General features: G+C 64.4%; 21 protein-coding genes. 9 read left to right on the plus strand and 12 right to left on the minus strand.

Going from position 1 to position 23,520, the window contains the following annotated elements; translation table 11 throughout:
* Nucleotides 1–17: 17 nt before the first annotated feature.
* From OC450_RS33185 to OC450_RS33195, 3 genes are all read left to right on the plus strand, one after another.
* A complete protein-coding gene (locus OC450_RS33185; protein WP_211385466.1) occupies nt 18–581 on the plus strand; it encodes an isochorismatase family protein in 564 nt (187 codons plus the stop codon).
* A gap of 30 nt (nt 582–611) precedes the next feature.
* Nucleotides 612–782 carry a hypothetical protein gene (locus OC450_RS33190; RefSeq protein WP_211385467.1) on the plus strand — a complete coding sequence of 57 codons (171 nt, stop codon included), beginning with the start codon at nt 612–614 and terminating at the stop codon, nt 780–782.
* 158 nt (nt 783–940) lie between these two features.
* Nucleotides 941–2,323, plus strand: a complete 1,383-nt coding sequence (locus OC450_RS33195; protein WP_211385468.1) for an aspartate aminotransferase family protein — start codon at nt 941–943, stop codon at nt 2,321–2,323.
* Nucleotides 2,324–2,507: 184 nt separating this feature from the next.
* On the opposite strand, the gene rnd is transcribed toward OC450_RS33195, so the two are convergent.
* From rnd to OC450_RS33225, 6 genes are all read right to left on the minus strand, one after another.
* Nucleotides 2,508–3,659: a ribonuclease D gene (rnd, locus tag OC450_RS33200; RefSeq protein WP_211385469.1), complete on the minus strand. Its 1,152-nt coding sequence runs from the start codon at nt 3,657–3,659 to the stop codon at nt 2,508–2,510.
* Nucleotides 3,660–4,073: 414 nt separating this feature from the next.
* On the minus strand, nt 4,074–5,408 hold the full coding sequence (locus tag OC450_RS33205) for an ABC transporter substrate-binding protein (protein ID WP_211385470.1): 1,335 nt from the start codon (nt 5,406–5,408) through the stop codon (nt 4,074–4,076).
* 11 nt (nt 5,409–5,419) lie between these two features.
* Nucleotides 5,420–6,289: a carbohydrate ABC transporter permease gene (locus OC450_RS33210; protein ID WP_211385471.1), complete on the minus strand. Its 870-nt coding sequence runs from the start codon at nt 6,287–6,289 to the stop codon at nt 5,420–5,422.
* Nucleotides 6,286–7,236 (minus strand): carbohydrate ABC transporter permease, encoded by a 951-nt coding sequence (locus OC450_RS33215; protein WP_211385472.1) that lies wholly within the window; start codon nt 7,234–7,236, stop codon nt 6,286–6,288. The genes OC450_RS33210 and OC450_RS33215 overlap by 4 nt, the downstream gene beginning before the upstream one ends.
* 1 nt (nt 7,237) lies before the next feature.
* Complete coding sequence (locus OC450_RS33220; RefSeq protein WP_211385473.1) at nt 7,238–8,089, minus strand: phosphodiesterase; 852 nt, start codon at nt 8,087–8,089, stop codon at nt 7,238–7,240.
* Nucleotides 8,090–8,437: 348 nt separating this feature from the next.
* Nucleotides 8,438–9,913: a protein adenylyltransferase SelO gene (locus OC450_RS33225; RefSeq protein ID WP_262049414.1), complete on the minus strand. Its 1,476-nt coding sequence runs from the start codon at nt 9,911–9,913 to the stop codon at nt 8,438–8,440.
* Between the two features lie 193 nt (nt 9,914–10,106).
* Between OC450_RS33225 and aspS the strand changes: the two genes are divergently transcribed.
* Entirely contained in the window at nt 10,107–11,882 is a 1,776-nt protein-coding gene (gene aspS, locus OC450_RS33230; RefSeq protein WP_211385475.1) for an aspartate--tRNA ligase, read from the plus strand.
* A gap of 116 nt (nt 11,883–11,998) precedes the next feature.
* Here the strand turns inward: aspS and OC450_RS33235 are convergent, their stop codons facing one another.
* Entirely contained in the window at nt 11,999–13,972 is a 1,974-nt protein-coding gene (locus tag OC450_RS33235; protein ID WP_211385476.1) for a hypothetical protein, read from the minus strand.
* 248 nt (nt 13,973–14,220) lie between these two features.
* Here OC450_RS33235 and OC450_RS33240 point away from each other — a divergent pair, with 248 nt between their 5' ends.
* Entirely contained in the window at nt 14,221–16,530 is a 2,310-nt protein-coding gene (locus tag OC450_RS33240; protein ID WP_256809261.1) for an NADP-dependent malic enzyme, read from the plus strand.
* A 186-nt stretch (nt 16,531–16,716) separates the two neighbouring features.
* On the plus strand, nt 16,717–17,169 hold the full coding sequence (locus OC450_RS33245; RefSeq protein WP_211385478.1) for a DoxX family membrane protein: 453 nt from the start codon (nt 16,717–16,719) through the stop codon (nt 17,167–17,169).
* A gap of 21 nt (nt 17,170–17,190) precedes the next feature.
* Here the strand turns inward: OC450_RS33245 and OC450_RS33250 are convergent, their stop codons facing one another.
* The 4 genes from OC450_RS33250 to OC450_RS33265 form a co-directional block, all read right to left on the minus strand.
* Nucleotides 17,191–17,751 (minus strand): dihydrofolate reductase, encoded by a 561-nt coding sequence (locus tag OC450_RS33250; protein ID WP_211385479.1) that lies wholly within the window; start codon nt 17,749–17,751, stop codon nt 17,191–17,193.
* 7 nt (nt 17,752–17,758) lie between these two features.
* Complete coding sequence (locus OC450_RS33255) at nt 17,759–18,781, minus strand: polysaccharide deacetylase family protein (RefSeq protein ID WP_211385480.1); 1,023 nt, start codon at nt 18,779–18,781, stop codon at nt 17,759–17,761.
* Nucleotides 18,782–18,948: 167 nt separating this feature from the next.
* Nucleotides 18,949–19,515 (minus strand): glutathione peroxidase, encoded by a 567-nt coding sequence (locus OC450_RS33260; protein ID WP_211385481.1) that lies wholly within the window; start codon nt 19,513–19,515, stop codon nt 18,949–18,951.
* 93 nt (nt 19,516–19,608) lie between these two features.
* Nucleotides 19,609–21,267, minus strand: coding sequence for a L,D-transpeptidase (locus tag OC450_RS33265; RefSeq protein WP_262049415.1), 1,659 nt, complete (start codon nt 21,265–21,267; stop codon nt 19,609–19,611).
* Between the two features lie 208 nt (nt 21,268–21,475).
* Between OC450_RS33265 and OC450_RS33270 the strand changes: the two genes are divergently transcribed.
* From OC450_RS33270 to OC450_RS33280, 3 genes are all read left to right on the plus strand, one after another.
* The gene (locus OC450_RS33270) at nt 21,476–22,027 is read left to right on the plus strand and encodes a CreA family protein (RefSeq protein ID WP_262049416.1); all 552 of its coding nucleotides are present in this window, start codon (nt 21,476–21,478) and stop codon (nt 22,025–22,027) included.
* A 616-nt stretch (nt 22,028–22,643) separates the two neighbouring features.
* Nucleotides 22,644–22,814 carry a hypothetical protein gene (locus tag OC450_RS33275; protein WP_262049417.1) on the plus strand — a complete coding sequence of 57 codons (171 nt, stop codon included), beginning with the start codon at nt 22,644–22,646 and terminating at the stop codon, nt 22,812–22,814.
* A 33-nt stretch (nt 22,815–22,847) separates the two neighbouring features.
* Nucleotides 22,848–23,213, plus strand: coding sequence for a hypothetical protein (locus OC450_RS33280; RefSeq protein ID WP_211385485.1), 366 nt, complete (start codon nt 22,848–22,850; stop codon nt 23,211–23,213).
* A 3-nt stretch (nt 23,214–23,216) separates the two neighbouring features.
* Here the strand turns inward: OC450_RS33280 and OC450_RS33285 are convergent, their stop codons facing one another.
* Nucleotides 23,217–23,462, minus strand: a complete 246-nt coding sequence (locus OC450_RS33285) for a DUF6719 family protein (RefSeq protein WP_211385486.1) — start codon at nt 23,460–23,462, stop codon at nt 23,217–23,219.
* Nucleotides 23,463–23,520 lie beyond the last annotated feature (58 nt).

The following is a 23,520-nucleotide window of genomic DNA, read 5'->3' on the forward strand; positions in this document are numbered from 1 at the left end:
CAGCTGCGCGCAAGACCATGCTGGCTTCCATCTCCGACGATCCGCCGATCCTGGTCTGCGCGGATCTCCAGGTCGAATATCTGACCCCTGGGCGTCGCCACGTCATTCTCGACGGCGATGCCGCCACGGCGCGTTGCGTGGAACTGCTGACGCTGTGGCGCGACAATCTCTGGCCGGTGATGCATCTGAAGCGCATCGCGCAGGCGGCCTGGTTCAATCCGGCATCCAGGCTGACCGATTGGATCGCGGAGGCGAAGCCGCGGCCGGGAGAAATGACGTTCGAGCACCCGCTGCCGTCGGCCTACAGTTCGGCAAGGTTTGTGGACTACATGTCCAATATCCGCAATGTCCGCTGCGTGCTCGCGGGCTTTTCCCTGGACGAGACCATCCTGGCCACTGCCATTGACGGGTTTCATCGCAGCCATCGCTACCAGATGGTCGCCGATGCCGTGGCCTGCCGGCAGCCGGGGACGGCCGATGCGGCCGCCTACAAGCATGCGGTAGTGAATGTCATCGGGAATTTTGCTACAATCCAGTCCAGCGCCGAACTGATCAGAACCAGCGGCGCCGTTGCGGTGTAGGCGGCCGCGATCGGCGGATAGGATGAGGCATTGTCACGGGGAGACGAGCTCAAAGAGCTGACGAGCGAGCTGTCGCATGCCGCCGAGACGGCGCAGCGGCTTGGTCTGCCCACGACGCTGTATCTGCTTTCGATGGCTCTGGTGGAGGTGCGGGAGGCCACTGCCGCCGACCGCGACGGAGACGATGACGGCGCGGCGTGACAGCTGCCCGATGCGCGGCTTTGTGCAACGCTGCTGAGCGCTTGCTGCCGACGAATTGGCGTTGCAAGTTCTGCGCTGTCGCAATAGCCAAGGAGTCTGATCATCGAGTGATGACGCTGGCCGGGCCGGCGACGTGACGCTTTCAAGGATTCCCGCAAATGTCCATGCTGCCCAATTCGCAAGAGGCCCGGGATGTGGCCTATCAGCTCCATCCCTACACGAACGCGCGCGCGCATCAGCAGGCCGGTCCCCTAGTGATCGAACGCGGCGAAGGCCCTTACGTGTTCGACGCCTCGGGCAAGCGTTATTTCGAGGCGATGGCGGGCCTGTGGAGCGTCGGGCTCGGCTTCAACGAGAAGCGTCTCGTCGAGGCCGCGCACAAGCAGATGCAGGCACTGCCGTTCTATCACACGTTTTCCGCCAAATCGCACGGGCCCTCGATCGACCTCGCCGAGAAGCTGGTCGCACTCGCGCCGGTGCCGATGAGCAAGGTGTTCTTCACCAATTCCGGCTCGGAAGCCAACGACACCGTCCTGAAGCTGATCGCCTACCGCTCCAACGCGCTCGGCCAGCCGCAGCGCAAGAAGGTGATCAGCCGGATGCGCGCCTATCACGGTGTCACCATCGCGTCCGCCAGCCTCACCGGCCTGCCGAACAACCACCGCTCGTTCGACCTGCCGCTGCCGAACATCCTGCATACGGGCTCGCCGCATTTCTACAAGGACGGCGCGCCGGGCGAGAGCGAGGAAGCTTTTGCAACGCGCCGGGCCGAGGAGCTCGATGCGCTGATCCAGAAGGAAGGGCCGGATACGATCGCGGCGTTCTTCGGCGAGCCGGTGATGGGTGCGGGCGGCGTCATCGTGCCGCCGGCGACCTATTGGGACAAGATCCAGAAGGTCCTGAACAAGTACGACATCCTGCTGGTCGCCGACGAGGTGATCTGCGGCTTCGGCCGCACTGGCAAGATGTTCGGCTGCGAGACCTATGGCATCAAGCCCGATGCGATCGTGGTCTCCAAGCAGATCACCTCGAGCTATTTCCCGCTGTCGGCGATCATCATGAACGACCGCATGTTCGAGCCGATCGCGGACGAGAGCAACAAGATCGGCGTGCTCGGCCATGGCTTCACCGCGGGCGGCCATCCGGTCGGCTCGGCGATTGCGCTCGAGAATTTGAAGATCATCGAGGAGCGCGGCCTGGTCGCGCATGCCGCCGAACTCGGCGGCTACATGCAGGGCAAACTGCGCGAGCTCACCAGCCATCCGCTGGTCGGCGAGGTCCGCGGCGTCGGCATGATCGCGGCGCTCGAGCTGGTGCTCGACAAGCAACGCAAGACCGCCGCGGCAACGCCAGGCGCCGTCGGCGGCATGGCGAGCCGCATGTTGCAGGAGCGGGGCGTGATCTCGCGCAACATGCTCGATGCCATCGCCATCTGCCCGCCGCTGATCGTGACCAAGGCCCAGGTCGACGAGCTGATCGCCGCGATCGCAGGTGTGCTGGATGACATGAAGGGCGAGGTGGCGAAGCTGCCGCCGGCTTAAAGCGGGTCCAACTCCATCACCGTCACCCTGAGGTGCTCGCTTCTTCGGCGATCCTCGAAGGGTGACGGCCCGACTGTAGCAGAGGGGGGCGTTCACCCTTCGAGGCTCGCCGTGCGACGCTTCGCACGCCTCGCACCTCAGGATGACGGTGTGGCAGTTATTCCGCGTCGATAGTTAGCGAGGCCTATTCCGCCCGCTGCACCCCGACCACACGGCCCTTTTCGATCGCCAGCGCCAGCTCGCCGCGCTTCAGCTTCAGCGCGGCGTCACCGAACAGCTCACGGCGCCAGCCGCGTAGCGCCGGCACGTCGGCCTCGTCATCGGCCGCGATCTCCTCGAGATCGTCGACTGTGGCGATCACCTTGCTGGCGACCGCATGGCGCTCCGCGGTCATGCGCAGCAAGACCTTCAAGAGCTCGACGATCGCGGCGCCGTTGTTGTTGTTGCGCGGCTTTTCCAGCTTCGGCAGCGTGGCGTGATCCCGCGCCAAGCCGCGCTCGACCGCAGCGACGATGTCCGCGCCCCATTTGGATTTCTCAAAACCCTTCGGCACCGAGCGCAGATGGGCGAGTTTCTCCAGCGTGTTCGGCGCGTGGGTCGCGATGTCGCTGATGGCCTCGTCCCGAAGCACGCGGCCGCGCGGCACGTCGCGGCTCTGCGCTTCCTGCTCGCGCCAGGCGGCGACCTCCATCAGGACCGCGAGGTCCTTGGGCTTGCGCACCCGCGTCTTGAGCCGTTCCCAGGCGCGCTCGGGGTGGAAGTCGTAGGTCTTGGGCGAGGTCAGGACCTCCATCTCGATCGAGACCCATTCGCTGCGGCGGCGCTTCTTGAGGTCGGCATCGAGCGCCGCGAACACGTCGCGCAAATGCGTGACGTCGGACACTGCGTAATGCATCTGCTCCTTGGTCAGCGGCCGGCGCGACCAGTCGGTGAAACGGTGGGTCTTGTCCGGGCGGTGGCCGGTGACCTTCTCGACCAGCGCGTCATAGGCGATGCTGTCGCCGTAGCCGAGCACCATGGCCGCGACCTGGGTGTCGAACACCGGATGCGGGATGATGCTCGCCTGGTGCCAGATGATCTCGATGTCCTGCCGGGCGGCGTGAAACACCTTCAGCACGCTCTCGTTGCCCATCAGCTCGAAGAACGGTTTGAGGTCGATGCCCTCGGCGAGGGTGTCGATGACGATGGCTTCCTCGGCGCTGGCCATCTGCACCACGCACAGCAGCGGGTAGTAGGTGGTCTCGCGCAGGAACTCGGTATCGACGGTAATGACGGGGTGCTTGGCCAGCCGGCTGCAGGCAGCCGCAAGGTCAGCGGTGGTGGTAATCAAATCCATGAACGGCCCATGACACGTACATCAGCCGTTCTGCCGAAAGCGCTGTGATGTCAAGGGGGTTGGAGCGAATTCGAGCCTTGCATTTGGGACGGAATCGCTCGGATCGGCAAAAATTCCTACTCGTAACGCACTCGCTGCGAGGATTTGCGGGCGCAGGGCAGCGCCACCACGAGCACGCACATGGCGACCAGAGCCAGTCCCAGGAACTCGAAAACCAACAGATCCACGGCAAAAATCCCCCAGAAACATTGCTAAACTTGTCTGGCGCGAATTGAGGGTCTGTTAATTCTCGTGGTTACCGGCGGTGCGCCGGGCCGGATGGTGGACGCGGGGTTAACGCGCCCGGGCTACTCAAAACGAATTCGGCGCCCCGCATGACGGAGCGCCGATGTTCGTTTGCCGTTGGAGGCGGCCTTACGGCAGCTTCAGCGACGTCTCCGCGTTGTACGGCTTCAGCGTCTCTTCAGCGGCCTTCTGGGCGGCGACGAGGGCCTCCTTCGGCTGTTTCTTGCCGTTGAGAACCAGCATGACCTCGTCTTCGAGGTTCTTGCGCACCGGGACGGTCTTGTAGGTCGCGAACCAGGGTTTTGCGACGTCGAGCTGCTCGACGGCGGTCTTGGCGTCCGGGTTCTTGCTCAGGAACTCGACCATGTCGGGCGTCTTGTAGGCAGCCATGTTGGGCGCGAAATAGCCGGTGGCGCGGCTCCACCAGGCGCTCTTCTCGGGCGAGGTCATCCACTTGATCAGCGTCCAGGCCGCCTTCTGCTTGTCGGCCTCGAGCCCTGCCGGAATGATCAGCGAAGCGCCGCCGATCGGCACGGCGTTGCGGACGTTGCGCGGGATGAACGCGACCTTGTAGTTGAACTTGGCGTTGTCGCGCACATAGGTCAGCGAGCCCGTGGAGAGCATCATCATCGCGGCATTGCCGGAGATGAAGGAGGTGCTGACGGCCGGGCCGGGGGTGGCGCCGGGCGGGTGGACCTTGTGCTTGTAGACGAGGTCGTTCCACCAGGAGAGCGCGCCAAGCATCGAGGGCGTGTCGTAATAGACCTCGCCGCCGAATTCCTCGTTGTAGTAGCGCCCGCCATTGGACATGGTGAGCGTTTCCATCATCCAGCCGCAATAGTCGTAGGCGCAGGGGATCGCGATGCCCCAGCGGGTCACCTTGTCGCCCTCGCGCTTGGTGAGCTTCTTGGCCCAGTCGGTGAGCTCGGCCCAGGTTTGCGGCGGCTTGTTCGGGTCGAGGCCGACTTCCTTGGCCTGGTCGGCATTGATGTAGAGCAGCGGCGTCGAGTTCTGGAAGGGCACGCCGTAGACGGAGCGATTGATCACCGCGTTGCCCTGGAGCGCGGGAAAGAACTGGCCGAGGAACTGGTCCTTGGTGGTGCCGTCGGCCTTGATGAGGGGATCGAGATTGGTGAGCTCGTTCTCGATCTGCATGTCGAGCAGGAAGTTCGCCGACATGATCACGGCAGCCGGCGGCTTGCCGGCCTTGATCGAGGCGCGCGTCTTGATCAACGTGTCGTCATAGGAGCCGGTGTAGACGGCGGTCGCCTTGATGTCGGGATGACCCTCGTTGAACTCCTTGATCAAGGTGCCCATGTCGCGGGCGAGCTTGCCGTCGACGGGGACGGGGAAGAACAAATCGATCTCGGTCGGACCTTCGCCGGCGAGTGCTGGGAAGGAGAGGGCGCCTGCCATAGTGCCTGCGATGGCGAGGCCGAGCATGAGCCTGCGGGAAAACAGCATCGGATAATCTCCTATTTGATGCCTGAGGTGACGAAAGAGCTGATGAAACGCTTCTGGAAGATCAGGAAAGTGACGAGCAGCGGCGCGATCACCATCAGCGTGCCGGCGGCGATGGTGCCCCAGGCCTGCGTGCCTTCGGCGGTCGCGGTGAAGACCGACAGGCCGACCGTGAGCGGCCGCTTGTCCGGCGAATTGATCACCATCAGCGGCCACAGGAAGTCGTTCCAGTGGCTGGTGACCGAGATGATGGCGAACGCCGAGAAGCTCGGCATCGACAACGGCACGTAGATGTGGCGGATGCGCTGGAGCAGGCTGGCGCCGTCGATCAGGGCCGCATCTTCCAGCTCGGTCGGAATAGCCTCGAAGGCCTGGCGCATCAGGAAGGTGCCGAAGGCCGAGGCGAAGAACGGCATCATCACGCCGATCAGCGTGTCGTAAAGTCCGAGCTGTGCCACCAGGCTCAAATTCGGCACGATCAGCAGCACCGGCACCAACATGAGCTGCATCAGGAACAGGTAGAAGATCAGCGACTTCCCGGCGAAGTCGAGCCGCGCGAACGCAAAGCCCGCCAGCGTGATCGTGACGAATTGCACCGACAGGATGCCGGTGCAAATGATCGTGGTATTGAGGGCGTATCGCGGGAAATCGCCGATCTCCCAGGCGTCCCTGATGTTGTCGAGCGTTGGCTTCAGGCTCGGCATCAGCTCGGCCATGGCGTTGATGCCATCGGAGGGCGGGCGCAGCGTCGCCACGCCCATCCACAGGAACGGGATCAGCCAGACGATCGCGAGCAGCACCGTCAGCGCAAAACCCAGCTTCGGCGTGATCTCGCGGCGGGTGGCGAGCGGGGTGTCCTTGAACAGGCGGTCGATCAGCGTCATGCCCCGCCCTCGCGGTTCGCCATCGTCCGGAACGAAAGCGCGGTGAGGCCCATCAGCGCGGCGAGCGTCAGCAGCGTTGCCGCCGAGGCCTTGCCGATGTCGTAGTGCTCCACCGCCTGCTCGTAGATGTAGAACAGCACGAGACTGGTCGAGTTCGACGGCCCGCCCTTGGTCATGACGAAGACGTGGTCGACCTGCGTCACCGCATTGAGGGTGGCGATCACGATGACGAACAGGAAGGTGGGCTTAAGCTCCGGCAGGATGATGTGGCGCAGGCGCTGGTACGGGCCGGCGCCGTCGAGATGGGCGGCCTCCATGACGTCCTCGGGCACCGCCTGGAGGCCTGCGAGGAAGAACAGCATGTAGTAGCCGGCGTTCTTCCAGATCGTGATGACCATGATCGCGTAAAGCGCGATGTCGGAATCGCCGAGCCAGTTCGGCAGCACCGGAAGGAAGCGGCCGATGTAGTAATCGAGCAGCCCGACATTGGGCAGGAAGATGAACAGGAACAGCGCGGACGCCGCGACCATCGGAATCAGCACCGGCAGGAACAGCGCGGCCCGCAGCGCACTGGTCACGGCGTTGGTGCGCGACAGCGCCAGCGCGAACAATAGTGCGAGGGCGATGCTCGGGATCGCCGTGCCGACGGCATAGATCAGGTTGTTGACGACCGCGCCGGTGAAGGCGGGGTCGGCGAGCACCGCGTTGATGTTGTCGAGCCCGACGAAGCGGAGCGGCGCCTTCGGCGTGGCGCGCTGGTAGAGCGCATCGACGAACACGCGGCCCATCGCGCCATAGGTGAACAGCGCGAGGAAGATCAGCGACGGAAGCAGCAGCAGATAGGCCGGCAGCGAGGCTTTGAACCGGTGCGAAAACCGATTCAGGATATGCAGACGCGCCGGCGCCGAGGCCGCGACGGGGAGAGCCGCGGGTTCAGCCAGGCTCATCTCACCGCGCCGCGAACTTGAGTGCATAGTCGCGGCCGTCCATTCCCGCCGGTGGCTCGAAGGGGAAACGCAGACTGGTGTCGAGGAAGTCGTGGCTGTGCACGACCAGGTTCTCCCCGTCGATCAGCACCACGCCGTAGGCCGGCGGCTCATGGCTGGCGAGATGCTCGGTCGCCGCAGCGTCAAGCTCGAACCAGACCTGGTGGTTGGTCCCGCGGAGCGTCGAGAACGGTATCTTGCCGTAGCTGCCGAAGATCGGCCGGTGCACATGGCCGAAGAAGAGGTGGCGGATGCGCGAACGATAGGGCGCGATCACCTCGGCGAACTCCGCGCTCTGTGCCAGCGAGATTTCGTCCATCGCGTGGACGCCGACCGGGAACGGCGGATGATGCATGAATACGACGAACGGCATGTCGGCGGGCGCCGCGGCCAGCGTGCTTGCGAGCCAGCTGAGGCGCTTGGCGCACATCTCGCCGGCATGGCTGGTCTCGTCCAGCGTATCGAGGAACACGAACAGGCCGTGCTCGGTGGTGCGGGTGCCCTGCACGAAGCCGTCGGGATCGCGCGGCGCGGCCTTCAGGCCATCGAGGCAGGCCACGCGCTTGTCGTGATTGCCGACCATGGCGATGTACGGGATTTTCAGCGCAGCCATCGCGTCTGCGAAATTGGCGTAGGAGTCAGGCTCGCCCCAATGGGTGAGGTCGCCGGTCACGACCGCGAACGCAGCGTCGGACTGGTGCTTGTTGATGTCGGCAATCGCAGTGTCTAGCCGGGCGCGTGGATCGAGGCCATAGAGCTTCAGCCCCGGGTTCGCCAGATGCGTGTCGGTGATGTGGATGAATTTAAAGGGCATGCGCGCTTGTCAGGACTGTTGGAGGATGGACGCCTCCGGCAAGACGACCCTGACAGGCGGTTAGAGCGCGTGTGTTTCAGTTTGATGACAGCGGTTCCGCGGCGCTCGGAATCCACAGGACGCGCCGGCGAGGGCGCTGGGTCGCATGCCGCACAAAAATCTTGAAAACAACCCCATGCACAGTAGCCGAGGTTGCCGGGACAATGGCTTACGCGCCTCTCGACGCACGTTGACACGTCGGGCAAAACAGGGGCATGATGCCATCATCGGAAAATCCGCAGAGCGCGCCGTGGCCGGCCCGGCGATGGGCGGCTCGATGGAAGGGCTGCCTGCGAAGCCCGGCTCGCCTTACGTTCCGCAGAACGTCTGCAGCACCCGTTCATCCGGCAGGGGCGGATCGGCGTAGGCCTCATACTCAGGCTGATCCTGGTAGGGCTTGGCCAGTACCTTCACCAGCTCCTCGAAGGGCGCATAGTCGTCATTGTTCACGGCGGCCTGGATCACGGCCTCGACGCGGTGGTTGCGCGGGATGAAGATCGGATTGATGGCGTGCATGGCGGCCTGCCGTTCGGCCGCTGTCTGCGGCTCCCAAGCCGTGCGCTCGTGCCAGCGCCTGGCCCAGTCGTCGAAGTCTGCGGGGTCCATGAACTCTGCGCGCGCGTCGTCCGCGGCCGGATCGCCTGCAGCATCGCCCAGCTTGCGGAAGGTGAGGGTGAAATCCGCCTGGTTCTTCGCCATGGTGTCGAGCAGGTCCTGGATCAGGGCCTCGTCGCCGTCGCGCTCCGTGAACAAGCCGACCTTCCTGCGCAGGCCCGCTTGATAGGCCTTGCTGAACGTCTCAGGGAATGCGCCGAGAATTTCCTGCGCCTGCTCGACCGCCTTCTCCTGCTCCTCGCCGAACAACTGCAACAGGCATTCGGCCAGCCGCGTCAGATTCCACAGTGCGATGCGCGGCTGGTTGGCATAGGCGTAGCGGCCCATCTCGTCGATCGAGGAAAACACCTGCGCGGGATTGTAGGCATCCATGAACGCGCAGGGGCCGTAGTCGATGGTTTCGCCCGAGATCGAGCTGTTGTCGGTGTTCATCACGCCATGGATGAAGCCGACCAGCAGCCATCGCGCGACGAGATCGGCCTGCCGTGCGACGACGCCGGCGAGGAGTGCGTGATAGGGCCGCTCGGTGCCTGATAGCTCCGGATAGTGGCGGGGGATGACGTGATCGGCGAGCCGGCGGACCGCCTCGGTGTCGCGGCGGGCGGCAAAGAACTGAAAGGTACCAACGCGGATGTGGCTGGAGGCGACGCGGGTCAGCACGGCGCCGGGCAGCGCGGTCTCGCGGATGACGTGCTCGCCGGTGACCACCGCGGCGAGCGAACGCGTCGTCGGGATGCCGAGCGCGAACATCGCCTCGCTGACGATGTATTCGCGCAGCACCGGCCCGAGCGCGGCGCGGCCGTCGCCGCGGCGGGAGAACGGGGTGGGGCCCGAGCCCTTGAGCTGGATGTCGCGGCGGACGCCGTCCTTGTCGATGACTTCGCCGAGCAGGATCGCCCGTCCGTCGCCAAGCTGGGGCACGAAATTTCCGAACTGATGGCCGGCATAGGCCATCGCGATGGGATCGGCGCCGGCGGGAACCGTTTTGCCGGCCAGGATTTCGGCGCCCTCCGGGGTCTCCAGGACATCGGGATCGAGGCCGAGCTGGACCGCCAGCGGCCGGTTCAGCTTGATCAGCCGGGGGGCCGCGACCGGGGTCGGCGCGACGCGGGCGAAGAAGCTGTCCGGCAGCGCCGAGTAGGAGTTCTGGAAGGGGAAATGGACTGTCATGGGCTCAAGATAGGCAGGGAACGCCGATCGGCAAAGGCTCTGGCCTTGGCTGGCCAAAAATGGGCGGTTCGGCCCTAAAACAGCGCGTTCCCTCGGTTGCCGCCCCGGGTCTCGTCGGGTAAACCCTGCCGCAACTCTGGACCGGCCGTTTCGGCCGTCCGATTCGATCCTCAGACATCATTTTGGGACGACCATGCATCGCTACCGGTCACATACATGCGGCGCGCTCCGCGAGGGCAACATCGGCGAGACGGTCCGCCTTTCAGGCTGGGTCCATCGCGTTCGCGACCATGGCGGCGTGCTGTTCATCGACCTGCGCGACCATTACGGCCTGACCCAGTGCGTAGTCGATCCGGACTCGCCGGCGTTCTCGCAGGCCGAAAAGCTGCGCTCGGAATTCGTGGTGCGGATGGACGGCAAGGCCCGCCGCCGCCCCGAGGGCACCGACAATGACGATTTGCCGACCGGCAAGATCGAGATCTATGTCACTGAGATCGAGGTGCTGGGACCGGCCGGCGACCTGCCGCTGCCGGTGTTCGGCGACCAGGAATATCCCGAGGACATCCGCCTCAAGTATCGCTTCCTGGACCTGCGCCGCGAGAAGCTGCACCAGAACATCATGACCCGCATCGACATCATCAAGTCGATGCGCCGGCGCATGGAGGGGCAGGGCTTTTTCGAGTTCAATACCCCGATCCTGACCGCGTCCTCGCCGGAAGGCGCGCGCGACTTCCTGGTGCCCTCGCGCATCCATCCGGGAAAATTCTACGCGCTGCCGCAGGCGCCGCAGCAGTACAAGCAGCTCTTGATGATGTCGGGTTTCGACCGCTATTTCCAGATCGCGCCCTGTTTCCGCGACGAGGACCCGCGCGCCGACCGTCTGCCGGGCGAGTTCTATCAGCTCGACGTCGAGATGAGCTTCGTCACGCAGGAAGACGTGTTCGCGGCGATGGAGCCCGTCATCACCGGCGTGTTCGAGGAGTTCGCCAAGGGCAAGCCGGTGAGCAAGAACTGGCGCCGCATCCCGTTCGCCGAAGCGCTGCGCAAATACGGCAGCGACAAGCCGGACCTGCGCAACCCGATCGAGATGCAGGACGTCTCCGAGCATTTCCGCGGCTCCGGCTTCAAGGTGTTCGCGCGCATGCTCGAAGACCCCAAGAACCAGGTCTGGGCGATTCCGGCACCGGGCGGCGGCAGCCGCGCCTTCTGCGACCGCATGAATTCGTGGGCGCAAGGCGAGGGCCAGCCCGGCCTCGGCTACATCATGTGGCGCGAGGGCGGAGAGGGCGCAGGTCCGCTCGCGAACAACATTGGTCCCGAGCGCACCGCTGCGATCCGCGCGCAGATTGGTGTCAAGGAAGGCGATGCCGCCTTCTTCGTCGCCGGGGATCCCGACAAGTTCTGGAAGTTCTCGGGCCTTGCCCGCAACAAGGTCGGCGAGGAATTGAACCTCACCGACAAGGAGCGCTTCGAGCTCGCCTGGATCGTCGACTTCCCGATGTACGAGTACAACGAGGACGACAAGAAGGTCGACTTCTCGCACAACCCGTTCTCGATGCCGCAGGGCGGCCTCGATGCGCTCAAGGGCCAGGACCCGCTGACCATCAAGGCGTTCCAGTACGACATCACCTGCAACGGCTACGAGATCGCCTCGGGCGGCATCCGTAACCACGTGCCGGAAGCGATGGTGAAGGCGTTCGAGATCGCAGGCTACGGCGAGCAGGAAGTCGTCGATCGCTTCGGCGGCATGTACCGCGCCTTCCAGTATGGCGCTCCGCCGCATGGCGGCATGGCCGCCGGCGTCGACCGCATCGTGATGCTGCTCTGCGGCACCAACAATCTGCGCGAGATCTCGCTGTTCCCGATGAATCAACAAGCCATGGATTTGCTGATGGGGGCGCCGTCGGAACCCAGCACCAAGCAGCTTCGCGAGCTGCATGTGAAGGTGAACCTGCCGCAGAAGGGCTAATTCCGGCTGAGGGGGACTCTCCGCGAGTCCAACTCTCATCGTGATTGTGGAAGCAGCCTCTCACCCCAACCCTCCCCCCGCAAGAACGGGGCGAGGGAGCGCTCCGCCGTTCTGGCTTACAGCCCCGTCGACGCGTCGATCCGGAATTGCGCCAGCGCGCTTTCCGGGTCGGCCTGGATGAGCTGCATCAATTGCATCAACGGCACCTTGGCGCGGGGCGTGACCTTGATGACGAGCGTCTGGCCCGGCGTCTCGACAAAGCTTGCGATCGCATCCACGGCCGTGCCCGCATCCGGATTAGCGGCGGCGACGTCCGCGCGGTACCCCCTGACGCGGTCGACGAGCGCCTGGCGCGCGGCGTCGCGGCTGACGTTTCGCCCTCGCGCATTCTGCGTCACGGCGGAATCGACGAAACCGTTGTCCCGCACTGAGAATTCGAGCGAGCCGGCTTCAATCCGGGCCGCCTGACCGATAAGCTGGGCAGGATCGGCCGAAAACACGTCGCGTGGCACGTTGCTGAGCGCGATACGCAATTGCGCTTTTGCGATCCCTGCGATGTCGAGGGTTGCCGGCGTCAGAACGAAGCTGTTGGACGACTCTGTCCACGCCGCGCCGAGATCGAGGTCGATCGCGAACTTGTCGATCCCGCTGAGGATCAATGTGAGCTGCTTCGGGTCGGATGGATCGGTGGGCGCGACAAATTTGGCAACCACATGCGCCTTGCTCGGGATCGACCCGACCAGCTGCCCCCAGTCCAGGCTCAGCGTGTCAATCGTGACCAGCTTTTTGGTGTTCTTGTAAGGCGCCACCACTCCCCGGATCTCGGCGCCTTCGAGCACCCGGAACAGGCCCAGCATCTGGTCCGGCGAGGGCCGCTGGCCGGGATCGGTGAAGCCTGCCGTCCAACGCAGCAAGTTTGGTACGCTGAAGGCCTTGAGCGTGAAGCGCTCCATCTTGATCTGGCCTTGCGGCGTGGGCGCATCGAGGCCTTCGAGGGCGAATTCGCCCTCTCGGTATCTGATCGCCTTCAGCGTCGGCGTCCCCTGCGGGGTCGTCATCGACAGATTGCCGATATCGACCCTGCCGACGCGAACGCCCTCATAGAGTCCCGCGAGCTTCTCCATCATCTCGCGCGATTGCGCTGGCGTCGGACGTGACGAGCCGTCGCTGGCCGGCGACAAGGCGAGGACCTCGGCCAACCGGAATTTCGACGGCTGGATAGCAATATCGTCGATGGCGATCCCATCGATCTGCATACGCATGCCCAGCGTCGACGTCGCCACATATGGTCCGGTCGAGATTTGCCCGTAGGCCCGGTGATAGCTGCTGTCATCCGCCTTCTGCGGATCGAGTGCGGCAGTGATCGCGGTCACGTCGATATCGTTGACCGCGATGGTGGAGATTTCGCCGGTCACCTTGTCCGCCTTGCCCGATCCCTGCACGTTGATCGTGAAGTTGACCCGGTCCGCCGTCATGGCGTCGATCTTGCCGCGCTTCAGATTCCGGATCGTCAGCCCGGAATAGGAGATGTCGCCGCTGCCGGCGGCACCGCCGCCTCCATCGAACGTGAAAGCCAGGGTCGGGGCCGTCACCGAAGATGCCGTCACACTCGCATATTGTTCGAGTGCATAGCGGTACATGTCGATCTGTGTACCGCCCGCCGGCGCGTTCATCGCGCGGAGGGGGCCGGCATAGTCCCGCATGGTCAGCTGCTGAATCTTGTACGAGCCTTTCAGCTTCGCCGGGCCGATTTCGCCCAGCGCGAGTTCGAGCCCCGCGATGTCGATGCTATCGGCCGAAAAGCGCGTCTCGTCGAGGAGGCGGACGCCCGTGCCCTTGATGCCGGCGATCTTGATCTGCGCCTGCGACGCGCTGCCGGGCGTGATCGCGATGTCCTCGACCGTCAGCGTCCGGCTCATCAGATCGAACCCGATCTTGCCATGGCTTGCCTTGCCGCCACTCGCACGAACCTGGTCGAACGCTGCCTCGACCTCGGCGGTGGCGCGGTGCTGGATGTAGAGATTGAAGCCGAACCACCCACCTGCGGCGAGTACGACGAGTGCGCTCAGGCCGATCAGGATTCGCTTCATTCCCAGCTCCAGTTGCTCGTTTTGCACTGCGCAACCTGCCATATTCGCGAAATGCCATGCGGTCCAGGGAAAGCTAACGCTATCAGATATTTGACCGCGCGCCCTGTTGATGGGGGCGTAATCGGATGTTGCCACCGGGGCGCCGGGCGTGCTTCATCCCGTTTCCACGGCCCGGAAATATCGCCGTCCACTAGGACGGTCGCTCCGGATTGTGCATTTTGAGGCCGGTAACGCGAGGCAGAGACCGCATGTCGTCCTATTCTGATGATCTCCACCAGGCGGCGCTGGCCTATCATCGGCTGCCGCGCCCCGGAAAGCTCGAGATCCAGGCAAGCAAGCCGCTTGCCAATCAACGCGATCTCGCGCTGGCCTATTCGCCGGGCGTTGCCGCCGCCTGCACCGAGATCGCCAAGAACCCGGCCGAGGCCGCCACGCTCACCACCCGCGCCAACCTGGTCGCGGTGGTCTCCAACGGCACTGCGGTACTCGGCCTCGGCAATATCGGCCCGCTGGCCTCCAAGCCGGTGATGGAGGGCAAGGCGGTCCTGTTCAAGAAATTCGCGGGCATCGATGTGTTCGACATCGAGATCGCAGCCGACACGATCGAACGTGTGGTCGAGACCGTGGCTGCGCTGGAGCCAACCTTCGGCGGCATCAATCTCGAGGACATCCGCGGACCCGAATGTTTCGAGATCGAGGCGCAGCTCAAGGAGCGCATGAAGATCCCGGTCTTCCATGACGACCAGCACGGCACCGCCATCATCGTCGCCGCCGCCGTCACCAACGCCCTGCGGCTCAACGGCAAGAAGCTATCCGACGTGAAGATCGTGGCATCGGGGGCAGGGGCCGCGGCGATCGCGACGCTGAACCTGCTGGTGTCGATGGGCGCGCAACGCAAGAACATCTGGGTCTGCGACATCGACGGCCTCGTGCACGAGGGCCGCAACACCACGATGGATCGCTGGAAGGCGGTCTACGCGCAGAAGACCGACAAGCGTACGCTCGCCGACGTCATCGGCGGCGCCGACATCTTCATCGGCCTCTCGGCGCCGGGCGTGCTCAAGCCGGAGATGGCCAAGGCGATGGGCGAAAAGCCCCTCATCATGGCGCTCGCCAACCCGACCCCGGAGATCATGCCGGAGGAGGCGCGCAAGGCCCGCCCCGACGCCATGATCTGCACCGGGCGCTCCGACTATCCGAACCAGGTCAACAACGTTCTCTGCTTTCCCTTCATCTTCCGCGGCGCGCTCGATGTCGGCGCCACCGCGATCAACGAGGAGATGAAGCATGCCGCGGTCGAGGCCATCGCGCAGCTCGCGCGCGAGGCGCCGTCGGATGCGGTAGCGCAGGGCTTTGACACCGGCGAGACGCAAGGCTTCGGTCCGGGCTCGCTGATCCCGAGCCCCTTTGATCCACGGTTGATCCTGCGCATCTCGCCGGCCGTGGCCAAGGCCGCGATGGAATCGGGCGTCGCGACGCGCCCCATCACCAATTTTGACGAGTACACCGCGCTGCTCGAGCGCTTCGCCTTCCGCTCCGGCCTCGTTATGAAGCCGATGTTCGCCAAGGCCAAGACTCAGCCGGTGCGCGTGATCTACGCCGAAGGCGAGGACGAGCGCGTGCTGCGCGCCACGCAGGTGGTGCTGGAGGAGAAGCTGGCGACGCCGATCCTGGTCGGCCGTCCGTCGGTGGTGGAGGCGCGCATCCAGCGCTTCGGTCTGTCGATCAAGGCCGGCAAGGATTTCGACCTCGTCAATCCCGAGGACGATCCGCGCTATCGATCCTATGTGCAGTCGTATGTCGAGGTCGCCGGCCGCCGCGGCGTGACGCCGGATGCGGCGCGCACGGTAGTGCGCACCAACAATACGGTCATCGCCGCGCTCGCGGTGACGCGCGGGGAGGCGGATGCGATGCTCTGCGGCGTCGAGGGGCGCTACATGAGCCATCTGCGTCATGTCCGCGAGATCGTCGGCTTCTCGGCAGGGATCAGCGATTATGCGGCGCTGGCGCTGCTGATCACCAGCAAGGGCGCCTTCTTCATCGCCGACACCCAGGTGCGACCCAATCCGAGTGCCGAAGAGCTTGCCGAGATCGCCTCGCTCGCGGCGGTTCATGTCCAGCGTTTCAACATCAAGCCGAAGATCGCCTTCGTCTCGCATTCGGATTTCGGCAGCTACGACACCGAGTCCTCGCGCAAGATGCGGCGGGCAACCCAGCTCCTGAAGGAGAAGCATCCGGAGATCGAGGCCGACGGCGAGATGCAGGGCGACACCGCACTTTCGGCTGCTGCGCGGAAAATGGTGCTGCCGCACTCCAAGCTCGAGGGCGAGGCCAACATCATGATCATGCCGACCCTCGATACCGCCAACGTCGCCTATCAGATGATCAAGTCGCTCGCGGATGCGCTGCCCGTCGGCCCGATCCTGATCGGCCCGGCGCGCCCCGCGCACATCCTCACCCCCTCGGTGACGGCGCGCGGCATCCTCAATATGACGGCAGTTGCGGTGGTCGAAGCGCAGGAGCGCGCGGCGCGGCAGCAGCCGACGTTGTTTACGTAGAGGCGTCGGGGCGTTACCTCTCCCCGCAGGCGGGGCGAGGGGGCGCACCTTCGGCGCGTCGGCGGTTCAATCTTTTCAAATCGATTTCGCGATTTCCGCGTTTGTAAACCGGCGAATGACTCATCATAATCGCCTGGTGCTTTCGCCAAATTCCGGTTTCAGAAAGCCTGAGCCAAGAGGCCGATCATGCCAGCGTTCGTGACTTTCGGGCGAATACTGTTCGCCGTGCTGTTCATCTACTCGGGCGCGACCAAGCTCATTGCCATCCAGGCGACGGCCGATTTCATCGCCACCAAGGTCGTGGTGCCCGACATGGTCGCGCCCTATGCCAAGCAGCTCGAGACCGCGACGGCGATGTCCACACCGCAGTTGCTGGCGATCGCGGTCGGGGCGCTCGAGGTCATTGCCGGCCTGATGATCGCGCTGAATTTCGGCGCGCGCTTCTTCGCCATGCTGCTGATCATCTATGTCGCGGTCGCAACCGTGTTGTTTTACGACTTCTGGAACATGGCGGCGCCCGACAACGCCAAGATGCTGGTCGACGCGCTCAAGAACCTGTCGATCATCGGTGCGCTCTGCATGATCATCGGCTATGGCCGCACCACCCGCCCGGCCGAGGCGGCGTACGGGGACGTATGAGGTTCCGCGAGTTGGGTGGCGCTATCGCGCCGCCGCCCGACGCCACGGCGTGACGGTGACGTCATGCGCCGCGTCGAGCATGTAAGGCGTGCCCGGCCTCATCCCGTGGGAAGCCAGCACCTCGTGCGGCGTCCGCTCCGGGACACCGACAAAGCAGCCTTCGCCGCCGGGCAGGCGCAAATGCGGGGCTTCAGATAGCCAGAACGTGTCGTAGCGGTCCATGAACATGTCGAACACGACGGGGCCGCCGATGATCGCAACGGTGCCCGAGGCGACGTCGGCGAAGGCGCAGGCGTCCTCGAAGCTCGAATGGTCCGGATTCCACAGCGTCGCGTTCGGCATCTCCGGGTCGACAGTGAGGGTCTTGATCCTGCGGGTCGTGATCAGCCGCTTGCGCTTCGGCGAGTTCGGCTGCTGCTCGTGCGAATGCCGGCCGTGCACGATCAGCGCTGCACGGTCGAGCGCCTGTTCGAAGAACAGCTTGTCGCCTTCGAACTTCAGACTGTCGGGCATGACATGCGCAGCATCCGCGAGCATGCCGTCCGCGGAGACGATGACGTAGCCTTCGAAACGGAAAGACAATGGCCTTTTATTCCGAGACCGTCGTCACGACGCTGTTGACCGGCCGGGTGCTCACCGTCGGCAGCTTGACGTCCTTGAGCAGCTCCTGGTCGTATTCGGGCAGCGTCGAGGCCGGGAACTTGGCGCGCATCGCCACCACCTTGTAGCCGCCAGCCTTCAGGCGCTTGAGCAACTCGGGCAGGGCCTCGGCGGTGTGCTTCTGGAAGTCGTGCATCAGGATGATGCCCTTGCCCTTGCTGTCGAGCTTCTTCATCACGGTCTCGATCACCTTCTCGGGCTTGGACGCCTTGAAGTCGAAGGAGTCGATGTCGCAGGAGAAGATCGCGGTGTTGCGGTTGCCGAGATAGGTGACCATCTCCGGCGGATGCTGGAGCGCCGGGAAGCGGAAGAACGGCGACGGCGAAATGCCGCCGAGCGCCCACTTCACCGCGGACAGGCCCTTCTCGATCTCTTCCTTGCGCTGCGCTTCGGTGAGCTTCTTGTTGTTGAGATTGGCGTGCGACCAGGTGTGGGTGCCGACCGTGTGGCCGGCGGCATAGACCTGCTTCAGGATCTCCGGCTCGTAGGTGGCGTGCTTGCCGATCGAGAAGAAGATGCCGGTGGTGCATTCGTCGGCGAGTGCCTTCAGGACCGCGGGCGTGTTCTTGGGCCAGGGACCGTCGTCGAAGGTCAGCACCACCTCCTTGTCGCGCAGGAAGTCGAGCTCCTTGAAATGCTCGAAGCCGAAGCCGGGACCGCCCGTGGTGTCGATCTCGACGGTGCGGGCGACGCCGAGCGCGCCCGGTGTGTTGCAGGCGGCGCGGGCGGGCTGCGGCGCCTGTTGCGGCGGCGGCGGATTGACGAAGCCCGCGGGCTGAGCGACGGCTGGAGTGGCTGCCGGAGCCGCAGCGGGCACTGCCGCGGCCGGCGTTGCCGCCGGCGCGGCTTGCGTCGCGGCTGCGGGCTTTGCGGCGGCGGTCTGCGACCATGCCGCGCCCGTCATGCCTAAAGACATCGCGCTTGCCAAAATCAGTCCTGCCGCCACACGCATGGTGTTGTCCTCGAGATTGATCCCGTTGTTCCGCCGTGGCTTTTCGCCTCCGGCAAAACCATCCTGCCCCAAACGATCCTAGCCTAGATGGTGGGCCCTCGCCATTGCAACGGCTGTTTGGCGCGCCGTCACAATTGTGCCCAACCGGATGGGGCGTTTGCGTCAAGTCAAGTCTCAGCCAGTGCCTTGGCGATGGCCGTCTTGATTCGCGTATCGGCCGGTTCGACCGCGGACGAAAATACCGCGGCGATGTAGCCGTCCCGGCCTATGAGATATTTGTGGAAGTTCCATTTCGGGACCTCCCTCGGCCGGGCCTCTGCTGCCCATTTGTAGAACGGATGCGCTTTCGCCCCAACCACGACAGCCTTGGCCGCAATCGGGAAGGTCACGCCATATTGGTGATGGGCGGTCTCCGAGATCTCACTGGTGCCGCCGGGCTCCTGTCCGCCGAAATCATTTGAGGGGACGCCGATCACGGCGAGCCCGCGCTCGCGAAACTCGGTCCAGAGGTCTTGCAGGCCGGCATATTGCGGCGTGTAACCGCAGAGCGAGGCGGTGTTGACTACCAGCAGCGGTCGGCCGGTGAACGCCGCAAGGCGGATATCTTCGCCTGACAAGGCCGGGAAAGTGAAGGCGTAGGCCGAGATCCGGCTCATGCCGCTATCGGCTCGCGCACGTGCAACAGACGAGGTTGTCGCGACAAGCGCGGCGAGCATGGTCCTGCGGTTCAGCATGACGACGTCCCCCGACGTGATCCTGGGCCTGACATTACTCCACCGGCACGAGGCGCCTGCTCAATACCGCGTTATCTGACGCGCCGAAGCACGCTAGTACAGGCGGACGATGAAGTCGGTGCCTTCTCCGGTCTCGCCCTGGTTGATGCCCTGGTCGGAGACGATGATCGAGCCGCCCGAGGTCAGCATCTCGTTGATCTTCGTCATCGTATCGGCGGGGATCGAGATGCGGCTGAGAGCCTCGGCCGGGCTGTCGGGCGTGATCACGGGCTTCGCGGCGACCGGGATCACGGCCGCGCCGCGCTGACGGCGCGTCAGGCGGCTGTCGTCCTCGCGCGCGGCGGAACGGGCGGACACCGGCAAGGACACCACCGACCAATGCAGCGAATTGGAGTCGGTCTTGTCGACCTCGGCAGTGAAGACATGCGTGCCGAGCGGCCGGTCGCTCGCGGCGATCGTGATGGGCACCTCGAACAGCGGTGCAAAATTCTGCCGCACGTAGAGCTTGGAATCCTTGCGGCTGATGAAGACTGCGATCTGGCCGGCGCGCCGGGGCGCTTCCAGCTTCGCCGATGGAGCGGGATCGGCGATGCGGGTCTGGTCCCTTTTCGCGTCCGGCGAAGCGGCCTGCTCGGGCGTCGTCTCAGATTTGGCCGTTTCGGACTTCAAGGCTGCCGTCTTCGGGATTTCAGCCTGCTCACGCCTGGCTGCGTCGGCCTTTTCAGCGGACTTGTCATCGGCGGTCGTCGCCTTGGGCGCTTCGGCAGCCTCAAAGGGCTTCGCTTCGCTGTTCGCGGTGTCGGCCGGCCTGGTGGCCTCTGCGGGTTGAGGCTTCGCCGCATCAGCAGTTTCGATCTTGGTCTCGGCCTTGTCTTCGGTCTTGTCTTCAGTCTTGGCCGCCGCGTCGCGGGCCGGCGCGTTGCCGGTCGTCGCATCCGACATCACGGCGTGGCCGACCGTCGACCGCAGTTCGAGCACGGCGTCTGCGCTGGCCGTCTTCGTCTCGACCGGCTTCGCTTCGGTGACCTTGGGATCGACCGCGCCCTTGTCTGCCTTGTCGCCGACCGTCGTCGGCGGCACGACGCTGGCGGCGGGTTGCGGCGGCACGCGCACGGAGGCGAGCAGCGGATGCGAGAAGTTCTGCGGCGACATCTGGCCGGGCGAGACGATCACGCGCGCACCCATCCTGGTCCAGTTCCACATCTTCACCGCGAACGCCGTCGGCATGCGGATGCAGCCATGCGAAGCCGGATAGCCGGGCAGGACGCCGGCATGCATGGCGACACCTGACCAGGTGATCCGCTGCATGTACGGCATCGGCGCGCCGCTATAGATGTTGGAATGGTGGAATTTGTGTTTCTGGATGACGCTGAACACGCCCATCGGCGTCGAATGGCCCTTCATGCCTGTCGACACCGGTGATTCCGCGAATACGCCGTTGGTGTCGTAGACGGTGACCTTCTGCCGGTCGATCGAGACGACGATGACGAGAGGACCTTGCGGCTTCGTGCCGGCTTCCTTCTCGGCGAAGCTTTCTTTCTTGCCCACCGCACCGCGCTTGTGCGGCTTTTGGCGCGGGACTTCGAGGTGGCGCTCCTGGCGCCCGTAGGATCCGTCGGAATAATCCGTCCAGTAATAGAATGCTGCGTCCGCCTGGCTTGCCGTACCGATTGCACCTGCGGCCGTCAAAATGGCCACCTGCCACAGCCGCGTCGGCTTGGCAGAAACACCGGACACGCACACGCTATTCATCCTCGAATCCATAATCCAAATCAGACGTTAGTCTCTCAGAGGGGATACGCGTTCACCAGCACGGCAGTTCTGCCATCAGCTACATTTGTCCAAACCGTAGCAAAAAAGCCTCACGGAGCGGTAAACGCCGGCCGTATCGGCCTGCGGGTCACCTTCCTGACAGGCCGCCGGATGCCTACATTACTGAGACTTGTTACTGGAGAACTTCATGTCATCTCGTTTCCCCGGTCTTCCCAGCATCCGCTTGAAAGGCCTCGCTTTATTGCTCCTGGCTCTGGTCGTGCCGGCGGCGTCCGTATCCGCAGCCGACGAGCCGGATCTGATTTTCCGCCGCTCGACCGTGTTCAAATGGATGAGCCCGAACGACAAGCTCGCGACCTATGGCCTCGACGACCCCGAGGTCGAGGGCGTCGCCTGTCATTTCACGGTGCCGGAGAAGGGCGGCTTCAAGGGCTGGCTCGGCCTTGCCGAGGAGGTCTCGGACATCTCGCTCGCCTGCCGCCAGATCGGCCCGATCAAGTTCAAGGCCAGCAAGATGGAGCAGGGCGACGACATGTTCCGCCAGCGCCGCTCGCTTTTCTTCAAGAAGATGCAGATCGTTCGCGGCTGTGATGCCAAGCGCAACGTGCTGGTCTACATGGTCTATTCGGACAGGCTAATCGAGGGCTCGCCGAAGAACTCGACCTCGACCGTGCCGATCATGCCGTGGGGACCGGCGGACGCAAACGTCCAGAAATGCGGCGAGTTCTTCACCCAGTGACGGGTTCGCGGCTGGCCCGCGGTTTTGCAAGATGCGAGCCGGTCAGCCGCACGAACATCTGCGGCGCGGCTTCGAAGCCGCGCCTCGATTGCTGCGCCATTGCGCCAGGCGACGTGGTGCTGCTGCGGCCAGGGCGTTGGTCTCCGCGGTCCGTCGGTTGGTCCGCATCGCGCGCCGTTGCGCGATCTTGCGCCATCATGATGGCCATTCCTCAAATGAACGCGCCCGGTGATCCCGGGCGTCTGGGTCTCGATGGCTTGGGTCGCAGCCGAAGCTTCCCCGGTTCGACAGGCCCAGCCCTCGTTTGGCTTCTCTTCAGCAGAAAAACGTAAAACGCATGTGAAGCGTGTGAGGCGGAAGCATGACGGCGGCCTGCGTCCGGCCCGCGTCCAAGCTCGCAGGGGGACTTATCAGACCACTTCGGGCAGCGGTACGACCGTCTGAAAAGATTGGGATTTTCCGCCGAATGTTTCGTCGCTTTGAACGGGACGAAACAATTCTCACGAACATGAAACCATTTTCCGCTTTTGGCGCATCACGCGCGAAACCGCCCATGGTTATCAACCTTGCAACGAGACGGCGGAACCCGCCGGCCACGGAACCTGGAGACAAGTCCATGCGCGCGCTCAGCTTCATCCTTGCTTTCGGTTTCGTGCTCGCGGGCTCCTCGTTCGCGGGCACGCCGGACGGCAGTCTCCCCGGTATCGGCACCTTCCAGTACAGCGGCTCGCCGGTCACGGTCACGGTCACGGCGCCGCAGCCGATCGTGGTCGCCGCGCGCTTCTGATCGCCAACAAGAAATCAGCCGATAAAGGCCATCATGATTGTTCGTCTCTGCGCTGCGGCGTTCGTCTCACTTCTGACCATCGCTGCCGCTCAAGCGCAGGTGCGCGCGCCCTCCAGACTGCCGGATCCGCGTAGCGAATTCGTGCGTCAGTGCGCGCCGCGCATGCTCGGGCGCTGGGAGCATCCGGAGGAGGTCTGCGGCTGTCTGCACGACCATGCCGCCGCGGTCGTCGAGGATCGTGATTTGCGCGAGGCCCTGCTGCGCGGCATCAGCGAGACCGGCGTGCCAACCATCGAGACCGATTGGGTGCCGACGTCGAAGCAGGGTGAGATCGGCCCGACCTTTACCAAGATCGCCAAACCGACCCTTCAGTGCATGTTCGATCCGGCCAAATCGTAGCCGTCACCTCAATTTCGGACCGTAGCGCGGCACGCAGGAGCTGGTCCGCGCCACGCCCTTGTCGGTCATCCTGGCGCCGCGCACCTCCTTGACCTGCCCGGCGGGGCAGGTTCCGTCATCCACCTGCACGCGTTGGCCGAGCTTGAGATCGACGATGTCCTGCTCGCGTCCGACCGTGCCTGCGCGCGCCGCCGCGGCAAGCGTGATGGAGATCAGGAGCGAGAGGAAGATCGCACGGTGCAGCAGCATGATGTGAGGTCCCGGCACAATCCCGCAATGTAGGGAGCGGCAGCCGATTCTCATAGTG

Origin of the sequence: Bradyrhizobium sp. Bra78 (assembly GCF_024519855.1) — a bacterium.
Lineage (GTDB): Bacteria > Pseudomonadota > Alphaproteobacteria > Rhizobiales > Xanthobacteraceae > Bradyrhizobium > Bradyrhizobium japonicum_G.